General features: G+C 62.9%; 9 protein-coding genes and 1 pseudogene. 2 read left to right on the top strand and 8 right to left on the bottom strand.

From position 1 onward, the window contains the following. Positions 1–2: 2 nt before the first annotated feature. Both METH_RS21130 and METH_RS21135 read right to left on the bottom strand, forming a co-directional pair. Positions 3–1,367 carry an NCS1 family transporter gene (locus METH_RS21130; RefSeq protein ID WP_024092826.1) on the bottom strand — a complete coding sequence of 455 codons (1,365 nt, stop codon included), beginning with the start codon at positions 1,365–1,367 and terminating at the stop codon, positions 3–5. A 23-nt stretch (positions 1,368–1,390) separates the two neighbouring features. After that, entirely contained in the window at positions 1,391–2,089 is a 699-nt protein-coding gene (locus METH_RS21135; protein ID WP_024092827.1) for an aspartate/glutamate racemase family protein, read from the bottom strand. A gap of 134 nt (positions 2,090–2,223) precedes the next feature. On the opposite strand from METH_RS21135, the gene METH_RS21140 reads away from it, so the two are divergent. Further along, positions 2,224–2,919 (top strand): GntR family transcriptional regulator, encoded by a 696-nt coding sequence (locus METH_RS21140; RefSeq protein WP_024092828.1) that lies wholly within the window; start codon positions 2,224–2,226, stop codon positions 2,917–2,919. A gap of 314 nt (positions 2,920–3,233) precedes the next feature. Beyond that, positions 3,234–4,359, top strand: a pseudogene (locus METH_RS23585) (IS3 family transposase). Positions 4,360–4,432: 73 nt separating this feature from the next. Here the strand turns inward: METH_RS23585 and cobA are convergent. From cobA to METH_RS21180, 6 genes are read right to left on the bottom strand one after another with little or no spacing between them, the layout of a single operon-like run. Then, positions 4,433–5,179, bottom strand: a complete 747-nt coding sequence (cobA, locus tag METH_RS21155; protein WP_024092830.1) for a uroporphyrinogen-III C-methyltransferase — start codon at positions 5,177–5,179, stop codon at positions 4,433–4,435. Continuing rightward, complete coding sequence (locus METH_RS21160) at positions 5,176–7,821, bottom strand: nitrate reductase (protein ID WP_024092831.1); 2,646 nt, start codon at positions 7,819–7,821, stop codon at positions 5,176–5,178. The genes cobA and METH_RS21160 overlap by 4 nt, the downstream gene beginning before the upstream one ends. Continuing rightward, complete coding sequence (gene nirD, locus METH_RS21165) at positions 7,821–8,153, bottom strand: nitrite reductase small subunit NirD (protein WP_024092832.1); 333 nt, start codon at positions 8,151–8,153, stop codon at positions 7,821–7,823. Before nirD ends, METH_RS21160 begins: the two co-directional genes overlap by 1 nt. Then, positions 8,150–10,591: a nitrite reductase large subunit NirB gene (gene nirB / locus METH_RS21170; protein WP_024092833.1), complete on the bottom strand. Its 2,442-nt coding sequence runs from the start codon at positions 10,589–10,591 to the stop codon at positions 8,150–8,152. The genes nirD and nirB overlap by 4 nt, the downstream gene beginning before the upstream one ends. Before the next feature lie 4 nt (positions 10,592–10,595). Then, positions 10,596–12,278 (bottom strand): ABC transporter ATP-binding protein, encoded by a 1,683-nt coding sequence (locus METH_RS21175; protein ID WP_024092834.1) that lies wholly within the window; start codon positions 12,276–12,278, stop codon positions 10,596–10,598. A 6-nt stretch (positions 12,279–12,284) separates the two neighbouring features. Beyond that, positions 12,285–13,358 carry an ABC transporter permease gene (locus tag METH_RS21180; protein WP_044008802.1) on the bottom strand — a complete coding sequence of 358 codons (1,074 nt, stop codon included), beginning with the start codon at positions 13,356–13,358 and terminating at the stop codon, positions 12,285–12,287. Between the last annotated feature and the right edge of the window lie 10 nt (positions 13,359–13,368).

Genomic DNA, 13,368 nt, shown 5'->3' on the forward strand with positions numbered 1-13,368 from the left:
GGTCAGTCCAGGAACCGCTTGGCGGCAGGCAGATGCTGCATCAGCAGGTAATAGGAGACGCCGGCCGGCAGCAGGCTGGCGTACCAGGAGATGCTGGAGAATATCAGTGCCGCCGCAACACCGATAGCCATGGCAATCACCGCGGCCCAGTTGACGCCCTGATAGGGGCCGGTCTCGTCATAAAGCTTGTCCAGATCCAGCTCCTGCTTGCGCAGAATGAAGTAGTCCACCACCAGGATCGCGAAGATCGGGCCGAGGAAGGCGGAGTAGGTCTGAATGAACAGGCTGAGGCCAGCTGCGGATTCATCCTTGACCAATTCCCAGGGGAAGGTGGCAAAGGCCAGCAGGCCCACGATCACCGCCGAGGTCTTGAAGTTGATCTTGAAAATATCCATCAGCGCATAGGCCGGCGGCACCACATTGTTCAGAATGTTGGTGGTGACCTGCGCAAAGGCAATGAACAGAAGCGTGATGACCAGCAGCGGTTTGTTGTCGACTGCGCTGGAGAACACCTTGATCGGGTCCACCTCGCCGGTTGCGCCAGACACCATCAGGCCGATCAGCCCCATGAACAGGGTCGCGGGCAGGATCGAGTTGGCATAAATTGCAATCTGTCGGACAGGGCCTACATTGCGGCGCAGCTCGCGGGAATAATCCGACACGTTCAGCATCATGGTGCTGTAGATGCCTAGGAACAGCATGGTGGCTCCCCAGAACGGCGCGCCCCAGGTGCCTTCGACGTTGACCAGATTGGTGGAGATTTCCTCACCGTATTTGCTGATAACGCTGAAGAACATGTAGACCAGCGAGCCGATGATGAAGACGGAACCAATGTTCTCCAGCCATTTGATGCCGTGAAAACCCAGCACCGACAGGCCGATCTGCAACAGCTGAAAGCCGATGAAGAACACCACGATATTATCATAGCCGAACATCGTATCAGAGACGAGGTTCAGCGCCCCGGCGCCGATCCAGCTTTGGAAGCCGAACCAGACAATGGCGGGAACTGAACGCACCAGCGCTGGCAGGCGGGTGCCGGCAAAGCCGAAGGCGGAACGCGCCTGCACCATGAAGGGGATGCCGTATTTGTGGCCCGCCTGGCCGTTGATCATCAGCGCTGCACCGATCACACCGCAGCCGATGGCAATCGCCACAAAGGTCTGCAGCAGGTTCAGTGTGCCCACCAGGCCTGAGCCGATGGTGAATGTGCCGATCGACACGCAACCGCCCAGCCAGGCAAACAGATAGGACCAGGGGTCCATGATCCGGGTTTGCTGCGGTGCAAGGCTCTCCTCCCCGATCCCCTTGCTGCTGTGGTCCTCAATGCCGCCTGCGGCGGCGGCTTCCATTTCTGCGTTCATGGTCATTGTCTTCCTCCCTGACGATACCATTATTTCGGGTTGGGGCGCGCATAGGCGTTGATCTTGCTGGTCTTCAGGCCGCAGCCTGCCAGCGCCTCGATCATCCGCGTTGCCACGCTGACCCCGTCGATGACGGGGATGCCTGTCTCTTCGCTGAGCCAGGCCGTGAGATCGGCCATGCCTGCACAGCCCAGCACCACCGCTTCACAAAGGTCCTCCTCGATGGCGCGCAGGATCTCGGCGCGGATCTTTTGGCGCGCGTCTGAGCCTTCCTCCTCCAGCGCCAGCACCGGGATCGCGGCTGAGCGCACCCGGCGGCACTGATGGCTGAGGCCGTAGCCGTGGATCAGATGCTCGATCACCGGAACCGAGCGCGGCAGCGTGGTCACCACCGAGAACGAGGTCGCCAGCATGCTCGCCGCCTTTACAGCCGCTTCGCAGATCCCAAGCACCGGGCCGGTCGCCAGTTCGCGGCAAGCGCCGATGCCGGGATCGTCGAAACAGGCGACGACGATGCCATCGATGCCCTGTTCTTCTGCCGCCGCGACCCGTGCCAGCAGGCCGGGCAGCGACATCGCTTCGTCGAAATGGCCTTCGATGCTGGCCGGGGCGCCTTCTGCGGTTGCGCCCAGGATGGTCACGCCAGGGCTGGCGGCAGCCTCTGCGGCCTCGACGATCTTCGCCGTCATCGACGCGGTCGAGTTTGGATTGACGACCAGAATTTTCATGCGCTTCTCCTTTGTTATCAGAAATTGTTAACAAAAAATGACAACAAGTCAAGCCTACCCGCCCGCGGCGCCATTGCAAAGCGGCCCGCCGGTCCTTAAGTTGCCCCGGTGCAAGAAAAAGTTTTCAGGGCCCGATGAAGGATTCTCCCGAAGATCTGATCGTGAACGCGATTCTCGACGCGATTGCCGAACAGCGCCTGCCGGCCGGCACCAAGCTGGGCGAACAGGCGCTGAGCGATCTGTTCGGCTGCAACCGCGCCAATGTGCGCCGGGCGCTGGCCTCGCTCGCGGCACAGCAGGTTGTGGAGCTGCGCCCGAACCGCGGTGCCTTTGTGATGACGCCCTCGCCGAAGGAGGCGCGCGACATTTTCCAGGCGCGCCGGGCTATTGAAAGCACTATCGCCCGGCATGCTTCCGGCCGGGCGTCGGCGGACGACATCGCCTTTCTGCGGGACAATATTCTAGAGGAAGCCGACGCGCGCAAAGCAGGCGACAAACCGGCGGAACTGCGTGCCTCTCGTCAGTTTCACATGCGGATCGCGCAGATTGCCGGCAATCTGGTGCTAGAGCGGTTCCTGTCGGAGCTGACCATGCGCAGCACGCTTATTCTGGGGCTTTATTCTTCCTCCGGAAATTCCTCCTGCGCCGAGGACGAACATGACCGGATTGTCGATGCGCTGGAGGCCGGCAGCACCGATGAGCTGGTCCGGTTGGCCGACGAGCATCTTCGCCATCTGGAGGCCGGGTTGAATTTTGAGGAGCCGCCCGCCGCCCCGATGGGCCTGAAAGAGCAGCTGATGACCCCGCGCAAAGCGCCTTCGGCCGAGTAGGGCGGGCGGAGCGGATGCGCCCGCCAGGGCGGATAGATCGCACATTTTTGACTACATGCAATTTAGCTGCCGCAGCACAATAGGCCGCAGTCCTTAACACTGGGCCACACCGCCAAAACTGTCTCTGCCGCTTGGCGAATATCTTTGGCTGTCGATCTGGGACCTTTGTCGGCGGCGAACAATCGCCCCCTTTATGAACATGGGCCAGATCTGGGCGGATTCAAACTGTCGTCGCAACGGTTCAGGAATGGAGGCCGCTGAGCCTCCCCCTTTGAAGTGGTCCGCGCCTATGTTTAGGAAACGGAGGACCAGCAATGGCCAACAAGCGACCGAAGCCCGAAGAGATTGTTAAGAAGTTACGGCAAGTTGAGGTCCTGACAGGACAAGGCATGCCGCGTCTCGATGCGATCAGACAGATCGGCGTGACCGAACAAACCTTTTACGCTGGAAGAAAAAGTACGGTGGAATGGGCACAGAGCAACTCAAGGACCTGAAGCGGCTTCAGAAAGAGAACGAGCGGTTGCGTCGTGCGGTGTCGGATCTGACTTTGGACAAGCTGATCCTGAAGGAAGCCGCATCGGGAAACTTTTGAGCCTTTCACGCCGACGCGCTTGCACTGATCATGTGCGTAGCCGGTTCAAGGTATCTGAGCGACGCGTTTGCCGTGTTCTGGGCCGGCACCGGTCCACACAGCGTCGGACGCCACGAATGCGGGCTGACGAGGAGCGTTTGATCGCGGATATGATTGAGCTGGCACGGCAGCACGGTCGATATGGCTACCGCCGGGTTGCCGCCCTGCTGAGAGATGCAGGATGGCAGGTGAATGACAAACGCGTGGAACGCTTGGGGCGGCGTGAGGGGCTTAAAGTGCCAATGAAACAACCAAAGAAGGGGCGGCTCTGGCTGAACGATGGATCGTGCGTCCGTCTGCAGCCCGAGTATCGCAACCATGTTTGGCCGTATGGCTTCGGGCATCATCGAACCGACGCTGGCAGGGCGTTCAGGACGCTCAACATCTTGAACGAGTACAGCCGGGAATGTCTGGCGATCCGTGTAAAACGCAAGCTGAACCCGACCGAGGTCATTGATGCACTGACTGACCTGTTCATCCTGCGCGGCGTGCCAGGCTGCATTCGGTCAGACAATGGCCCGGAGTTCATCGCTGAGGCTGTCAGAGACTGGATCAAAGCGACCGGAGCAAAGACTGCGTATATCGAGCCTGGGTCACTCTGGGAAAACGGCTGCTGCGAAAGCTTCAATGGGCGGATGCGGGACGAATTGCTCAACGGTGAAATCTTCTACCCGCTGCGCGCAGCCCAAATCATCATCGAAAGCTGGAGAAAACACTGCAACACCAAGCGACCACACAGTGCATTGGGCTACCGCCCGCCAGCGCCCGAAGCCATCGTCTTGATGGACCGCAGGCCAATCATGCACTAACTTTCAATTTGGACCACTCAAGTAGGGCTGCTCACCGGCCTTTGTCGAAATGACCTTGTTGCCAAGGGCAGCCTTACCCGGATCCGTACTTGGGACAGGTGATGAAAATTATTGCGCATCCAGAAATCTCATGCTGAATTATGGTTTCCGAGAGCATGCTGATGCCACAAGACACTGTCCGTGCTCCCGGCTTGGAGACATCCACAGCTATCGTGACAGGGGTGGCGGGAGGCATGCCTAGGCGGAGCAGCCCGTCGCGGACCCGGGGGGCCTGTCCCACCGACATGTAAAAGACAATTGTGGTTCCGGGCTTTGCATGCCGGGCGCAGTCGGGCAGAGGGTCTCCGGCCCTGCATCTGGCGGTGGTAAGCACGAGCGTGTCCGACACGCCACGTTCAGTCAGCGGCAGGCCCGTCTGCGCCGCGGCAGCGCAGGCGGCGGTGACGCCGGGTACGATTTCCGTTTCAATTCCGGCCGCGCGGGCGGCAGTCAGTTCTTCGGCAGCACGGCCAAAAATGCTGGGATCCCCCGATTTCAGACGCACGACACGCCGGCCCTTAAGTGCCTCTGCCACAATGACCGCGTTGATCCTGTCTTGCGGCCAGGCGTGGGCGCCGACGTGTTTGCCGACAAAGACCCGTTTGGCCGAAGCCGGGGCCAGTTCCAGGACCTCCTCATCAACCAGGCGGTCGTAGAAAACCGTGTCGGCCTGCTGCAGCCGTTGCATCGCGCGCAGCGTCAGCAGGTCGCGTGCGCCGGGGCCTGCGCCGACCAGGGCAAGCGACCCCGGTGCGGTTTGATTTGCCGGAGAATCTTTCATTCGGAACCGTCCTTTTCTGCAGCCTGTCGGAACGGGCGCCGTGCCAGCAAGTCAGCGATGTCAGGGCGGCAGGAACCGCAGTTCGTGCCCGCCTGCAAGGCGGCGCCGACATCTGAAACGCTCATCAGCCCGCCGTTTTCGATGGCGTGCAGAATGGTTTTGGCCCCGACGCTAAAGCAAGCGCAGACCACCGGGCCGGGGTCGGGCTGGTCCGCAGCGGGACGGCCGGTCAGAACGCCGGCCGCGCCGATGCCCGGCAGGCCGGCCAGGTAGTCCCGGCTGACCGCCACCGGTTCCGGCGCGGTGAACAGTGCGGCCATGACCTTGCCATCCTGAATCAGGGCCAGCCGGGCAATGCCCTTGCACCTGTCTGTCATTATTTGCACCTCGGCCTCCGGAAGGGCGAACAGATCCCGCGCGGCGGCCTCCGGTTCCGCAAGGGAGGCCAGCCCGGCGAGTTCTGCACGGTATCCGGTTTTGGTGCGTGCCATGGCCCAGTAGTCTGCCAGCGGCGTCATCGGAAGGCTCGAGACTGCAAACCCGTACCAAGCTGGCTGCCAGCGTTCCGCCGCAACAACTGTGGCCTTGCTTTCAGGCTGTCCCGAAACCGGATCAACGGCAGCGGCGACAAGTCTATCAATGCGCGCAGAGGGGGCGGTTTCGCCGGTCCAGTGGATCGGCACGAACAGGTCGCCGGGCTGCACATCTGCCGTGATCCGGGCGCGCAGGATGGCCTGCCCGTGCGGGCTGCTGAGCCGTAGCAGACCCGCAGGTTTCACCCCGAGCGTCCGGGCGTCCTGAGGATGGATGTCGGCAAAAGGTTCTGCCAAGTGCCCCGACAGGCGCGGCGCCAGCGCGGTGCGGGTCATCGTGTGCCACTGGTCCCGGATGCGGCCGGTGTTCAGGCGGAACGGGTAGCGGCGGCCCTGCGCGGCCGCCGGAGGGCAGCAGCGGACTGGCAGCATGCGGGCCTTGCCGTCCGGGTGAAAGAACTGCCCGTCTGCAAAGAAACGGCCGCCCAGGCGGCTGCGGCTTACCGGCCAGCGCTGCGGCGGCAGATCGTCGTAGTCCTGGCCGGAGATTGCGGCGAGGCCGGAGATGTCGAAGTCCAGCCCGAAGCTGCCGGAAAGGCCGGACAGCGCTGCGTGCTCGCGGAAGATCTCTGCTGGTGCCTGATAGCCGAACGCCTCGCCCCAGCCCATGCGCCTGCCTGCGTCTGCCAGAATGTCCCAGTCGGCGCGGGCCTGGCCGGGCGGCGGCAGAACGGCACGCTGGCGGCTGATTGTGCGGTCCGAATTGGTGACAGTGCCGTCCTTTTCCGCCCAGGCGGCGGCGGGCAGCAGCACATCCGCCAGCCGGGCGGTGTCGGTTGCGGCGGTGATGTCGCTGACCACAGTGAAATCGCAGGCTTTGATGGCGGCGGAGACGGCATCGGCTTCTGGCATGCTGACGGCGGGGTTGGTGTGGATGATCCACAACGCCTTGAGCCGCCCGTCGCCCGCGGCGCGGAACAGGTCGACTGCCTTCAGGCCCGCCCGGTCCGGCATTGCGGGAGCGCCCCAGAATTCCTGCACTGCCGTGCGGTGGCTTTTATTTTCCAGATCCATGTGGCAGGCCAGCATGTTGGCCAGCCCGCCCACTTCGCGCCCGCCCATCGCGTTGGGCTGGCCAGTGACCGAGAAGGGCCCGCAGCCGGGCTTGCCGATGCGGCCGGTTGCCAGATGGCAGTTCAGGATCGCGTTCACCTTGTCGGTCCCTGAGGTGGACTGGTTGACCCCCTGGCTGAAAATGGTCACCACTTTTTCCGTGCGCATCCAGAGGCTGCAGAATGCTGTGATTTCGCTGTCAGACAGCCCTGTCACCGCGGCATCGGAGGCAAAGGCGGCTTCCAGCGCCTCACCAAGCCCATTTACGTTACTCAGGTAGTCCGCATCCAGCGCGCCGCCTTCGTAAAGGTCAACCAAGAGCCGGTTGAACAGCGCCACATCGCTGCCTGCCCGCAGTTTCAGATGCATGTCCGCCTGATCGCAGCTCGCTGTGCGGCGCGGGTCGATCACCACCAGTTTGGTGCCGCGGCTTTCGCGGGTGGCAAGGATGCGCTGGTGCAGCACCGGGTGGCACCAGGCGAGGTTGGAGCCGACCAGTACGATCAGGTCCGCTTCCTCCAGATCCTCATAGGTACCTGGAACGGTGTCGGTTCCGAAGGCGCGTTTGTGCCCCGCAACCGTGGAGGCCATGCACAGCCGCGAGTTGGTGTCGATATTGGCGGAGCCAAGAAAGCCCTTCATCAGCTTGTTGGCAACGTAGTAGTCCTCAGTCAGCATTTGGCCCGACAGGTAAAACCCGACGCTGCCCGGGCCGTGTCGGTCCACCGCCTGGCGGAACCTGCTGGCAACCAGATCCAGCGCGATGTCCCAATCGGTTTCGCACCCATTCACCTGAGGTGCCAGCAACCGGCCTTCCAGCCCCAGGGTTTCGCCCAGTGCCAGCCCCTTGGAGCAGAGCCGCCCGCGGTTGGCCGGGTGGTTCGGGTCGCCGCGCACCGCCAGCCCGCCCATGCCGTCCGGGCGCAGCAGCACGCCGCATCCAGTGCCGCAGTAGGGACAGGTGGAGCGGGTTTCCTTGCAGCCGGCGCCTGTCATCACGCCGCGCTCCGCTTGCCGATTGCATCGCCGTCGATCAGTAGGCGGCCACCGTCCACCCGCACCGGGTAGGTGCCGATCCTGCCTTCATCCCCGCCCTGTGCCTCGCCGGTGTTCAGGTCAAAGACCCAATTGTGCAGCGGGCAGGTCACGCTTTGGCCATGCACGATGCCTTCGGACAGCGGACCGCCCTTGTGCGGGCAGCGGTCGTCAGCAGCAAGGACTTCATCCTCCCCGGTGCGGAACAGGGCGACGCAGCCTACGGGTGTTTTCACCACCCGCGCGCCGTGGAGCGGGATGTCGTCGATATGGCCAATGTCGATCCAGCTCATTCGGCAGCCTCCAGTGTGAGATTGGCAAGCGGGGCGTATTGCGCCCGCGTGGTGCTGTCCTGCGCGTGTTCGGCCCAGGGATCCTTGCGGTAGACGGATTGGGAAAGCTCGAAGCGGGCGGCCAGCGCTTGGCGGTTCTCCAGATCGTCCACGATCTGCTCCCTGACCCAGTCGAGCCCCACTTTGGCGAGCCATTTGTAGATCCGGTCCAGATACTTGGCGTTTTCGCGGTAGATCTGGGTCATGGCCGAGATCACTTCCATCGCCTCGCCCTCTGTCGCCACTTTGCACAACAGCTCGGTGCCCTTGATCTCCATGCCCGCGGCACCGCCGACGTGGATCTCGTAGCCGCTGTCAACACAGACCACGCCGATGTCCTTGCAGGTGGCCTCGGCGCAGTTGCGCGGGCAGCCGGATACCGCCAGTTTCAGCTTGTGCGGCGTCCAGGAACCCCAAAGGTGTTTTTCCAGCTTGATGCCCAAGCCGGTGCTGTCCTGGGTGCCGAACCGGCAATGGTCGGTGCCGACGCAAGTTTTCACCGTGCGCAGCCCTTTGGAATAGGCATGGCCCGAAACCAGCCCGGCCCCGTTCAGGTCGGCCCAGATACCGGGCAGGTCTTCGCCCTTTACGCCCAGCAGGTCGATGCGCTGGCCGCCGGTGACCTTAACCGTGGGCACGCCGTATTTGTCGGCGGCGTCGGCAATGGCGCGCAGCTCATCCGGGCTGGTGATGCCGCCCCACATGCGCGGCACCACGGAAAAGGTGCCGTCTTTCTGGATGTTGGCGTGTTTGCGTTCGTTCACGAAGCGGCTTTGCGGGTCGTCGCGGTATTCCAGCGGCCAGTCGGCCAGCAGGTAGTAGTTCACCGCCGGGCGGCAGATGTGGCAGCCGTTGCGGGTGCTCCAGCCAAGCTCCTGCCAGACTGCGGCCTGGCTTTTCAGCTCCCGGCTTTTGATCAGGCGGCGGACGTCCTCGTGGCTGAGGTCGGTGCAGCCGCAAACCGGCTGCGCCTGCGGCAGCTGGAAGTCATCGCCCAGCGTGACCTGCAACAGCTGTTCAACCAGCCCGGTGCATGTTCCGCAGGAAGCGGCGGCCTTTGTCATAGTCCGGATCGCGCCGGGATCGGTGGCGCCGCCTTCGATGGCGCTGGTGATCTGCCCTTTGCATACGCCGTTGCAGCCGCAAATCTCCGCCTCAGGCGGCAATGCTGCAACGGCTGACAGAGGGTCCGCAGAGGCGCCCCCCTGGAAAGCCGGGCCGAAGATCAGCGTCTCGCGCATCTCCTCGATTTCGGTGCCGTCCTTGATCAGCCCGAAGAACCAGCTGCCGTCGGCGGTGTCGCCATACATCACGGCGCCGAGCAGCCGGCCGTCTTCGATCACCAGCCGCTTGTAGATGCCACGGGAGGGGTCGCGAAAGACAATGTCCTCGCGCCCCTCGCCCTCGGCGAAATCCCCGGCGCTGAACAAATCGCATCCGGTGACCTTCAGCTTGGTCGCCAGCTCTTTGACCACGAAGGCACTCGGCTCGTCCAAGAGGCTGTCCGCCAGCACCTTGGCCTGATCGTAAAGCGGTGCCACCAGCCCGAACAGGTGGCCGTCGAACTCCACGCATTCGCCGACCGCATAGATATCCGGGTCCGAGGTCTGCATCTGCGCGTTCACCTCAATGCCGCGCGCCACATCAAGATGCGCATCGGTGGCAAGGCGGGTTTCCGGGCGGATGCCCACTGCCATCACCACCAGATCAGCGCCCAGCGTCTCGCCGCTTTCCAAAAGCACCGCCTCGGCGCGGTCCCCGCCGAGGATCGCCTTGGTCGAGGCTTGGGTCTTCACGGTGATACCGCGCGTCTCCAGATCCTTGCGCAGCAGGTATCCTGCGGCTTCGTCCAGCTGGCGCTCCATCAGGTGGCCCATCAGGTGCAGCACGGTGACATCCATGCCGCGTTCGGCAAGGCCCGCCGCCGCCTCAAGTCCCAGCAGGCCGCCGCCGACCACCACCGCCTTGCCGCCTTTCCCGGCCGCTCCGATCATCGCATTGGTGTCGTCCAGGTCGCGGTAGCTGATGACATTGGGCAGGTCATGGCCCGGCACCGGAATGATGAACGGCGCAGAGCCGGTGGCAATGATCAGCTTGTCGTAAGGAACATGCCCGTTCTCACCCTCGATCACCTTCGTCTCGCGGTCGATATTCACCACATGCTCGCCAAACCGGCAGGTCACCCCCTGCTGGGCGTACCACTCATCGCTATGGGTGACGATTTCCTCATAGGTCTTTTCGCCCGACAAAACCGGGCTGAGCATGATGCGGTTGTAGTTGCCGCGCGGCTCGGCGTTGAAAAGGGTGATGTCATAGGCGTCAGGGTCCGCATCGAGCAAATGCTCGATTACCCGGCCCGAGGCCATGCCGGCCCCGATGATGACGAGTTTCTGTTTCATGGGATTACTCCGCAGCTATGGCCTTGGCGGCCGGTTGCGACTTGGGGGATTTGCCGTGCTCATACTCCTCGAGGAAATCGAGCACCTCCTGCCGGTAGGTGTAGTAATCCGGATGCTCCAACAGAGCCTTGCGGGTGCGCGGGCGGGGCAAGTCCACGTCGGTGATCTTGCCGATAGTGGCCTGCGGGCCGTTGGTCATCATCACCACCCGGTCGGCGAGCAGGATCGCCTCGTCCACGTCATGGGTGACACAGATGGCCGTCACTTTGGTGCGCGACCAGACCTCCATCAGCACCTCCTGCAGCTCCCAGCGGGTGAGGCTGTCGAGCATGCCAAAGGGTTCATCAAGCAGCAGCAGTTTGGGCGACAGCGCAAAGGCGCGGGCGATGCCAACCCGCTGCTGCATACCGTTCGACATCGCATGCGCGGGCTTGTCCATCGCATCCGCCAGACCGACGCGTTCGAGGTAGTATTCCACCACGTCCTGCCGTTCGGCCTGGCTGGCCTTGGGGTAGACCTTGTCGACGCCAATCGCGCAGTTTTCCCGTGCCGAGAGCCAGGGGAACAGGTTGGGCGACTGGAACACCACTGCGCGCTCCGGGTCGGCGCCCTCGACATGGCGGCGGTCCAGCTTGATCGCGCCCCTGGAGATCGGATTCAGCCCCGCCGCCATCGTCAGCACCGTGGACTTGCCGCAGCCGGAATGGCCGATCAAGGAGATGAATTCACCCTTGTTGATCTTGAGATTGAAATCCTCGACGACCGTCAGCGGCCCCTTTGGGGTCGGGTAGATCTTGTGCAGCTGCGAGAAGTCAAGAAAACGCTCCTCGGTCAGCGATTTGGAAGCCTCGGCCACGGCTGCGGGCAGCCCATGGACCGGGATCACATCCGGCAGGGTTCTGGTGCTTTCGATTTTCGCCTCTATCCCGGCATCCATCAGGCAGGAGGTCACCTCTTTCCGCAGGCGCTTGAAGGTCTCGTCACTGTTTATGGCAGACCGCTCGCGGGGGCGCGGGATGTTCACCTTGAACTCCTCGCCCAGCGTGCCGTCGGGGTTCAGCGCGATGATGCGGTCGGCCAGCAGGATGGCCTCGTCCACGTCATTGGTGATCAGCACGCAGGTTTTCTGGTCCGCCTGCCAGATCATCTCGATTTCATCGGCCAGATTGGCGCGGGTCAGCGCATCCAGCGCTGACAGCGGTTCGTCCAGCAAAAGCACCTCCGGGTCCATCGCCAGGGCGCGGGCCACATTGACCCGCTGTCGCATGCCGCCCGAGAGTTCCGCCGGGCGGCGGTTTGCGGCGTGGCCCAAGCCCACCATCTTCACGTAATGGTTCACCTTGGCCTGTTTCTCCGCCCGGCCCATGCCGGGAAAGATCGTGTCCACTGCCAGCGACACATTGCCGTTCACCGTCAGCCAAGGCATCAGCGAATAGCGCTGAAAGATCACGCCGCGCTCCGGGCCGGGGCCTGTGATCTCTTTGCCGCGGTAGGTGACGGAACCCTTGGAGGGCCGGTCCAGCCCGGCCATCAGGTTGATCAAGGTCGTCTTGCCAGTGCCGGAGAAGCCCAGCAGGACAAGAAACTCGCCCTCCTCAACCTCCAGGTCGATGTTGCTCAGGACTTCGGTGCGGGCGGTGCCTTCACCGAAGCTCTTGGAAACTTTTTTGAACTCAAGAACACTCATGACGGATCACCTGTTGTTCGAGAAGGTAAAGAACGATTGCAGCGCGTACATCACCCGGTCCAGCAGGAAGCCGATGATGCCGATGGTCAGCACCGCGACGATGATCTTGGCCAGCGATTTCGAAGAGCCGTTCTGGAACTCATCCCAGACGAACTTACCCAGACCGGGGTTCTGCGCCAGCATCTCGGCCGCGATCAGCACCATCCAGCCCACGCCCAGCGATAGCCGCAGCCCGGTGAAGATCAACGGCAGCGCCGAGGGCAGCACCAGCTTGGTGATCTTGGTCCAGGTGTTCATTTTCAGAACCTTGGAGACGTTGACCAGATCCTTGTCGATGGAGGACACCCCCAGCGCGGTGTTGATCAGCGTCGGCCATAGCGAACACAGCGTGACGGTGATTGCGGAGACCAGGAACGATTTGGAGAACAGCCCGTCGTTGCTGGCATAAAGCGCCGAGACCACCATGGTCACGATCGGCAGCCAGGCCAGCGGCGACACCGGCTTCATGATCTGCACCAGCGGGTTGATGGCAGAATTGGCCACCGGCGACAGACCGGCCAGGATGCCCAGCGGGATAGCCACTGCCGAGGCGATCAGGAAGCCGAAGAACACCGTCTGGATCGAGGTCCAGATCTGCTGATAGTAGGAGGGCGCGCCGGTATAGGGGATGTCTTTCACCCGCTCCGGCTGGCCACGGTCGATGAAACGCTGGTTGCGGGCCTCGACCTTCTCGTAATGGGCGCGCTCCTTTATGGCCTTGGCCTGGGCGTCCTGGTGCAGGTTGACGGCCTCGGCCCAGACCGCGGCGGGACCGGGAATGGCGCCGAGCGAAGTCTGCACCTTCGGCGCCAGGCTGCCCCACAGCAGTAGAAACGCGGCGATGGCGATCAGCGGCACCGCCAGCAGGCGCCAGAATTCCTTCATCTGCGCCTTGGGATTGTCGCCCGCGGCGGCTTTCATAACGGGGGTGATCCAGGCTAGGCCAAAGACCTGAAACCAGGCATCCAGCTTGTTGATCCGAGTAAACAATCGCGCGCGGCGGGCTTCGGAGCTGAGCGTGTCGGGGTCGACGGTGGTCATGGTGGGATCC

Source organism: Leisingera methylohalidivorans DSM 14336 (assembly GCF_000511355.1).
In the GTDB taxonomy this organism is placed as follows: domain Bacteria; phylum Pseudomonadota; class Alphaproteobacteria; order Rhodobacterales; family Rhodobacteraceae; genus Leisingera; species Leisingera methylohalidivorans.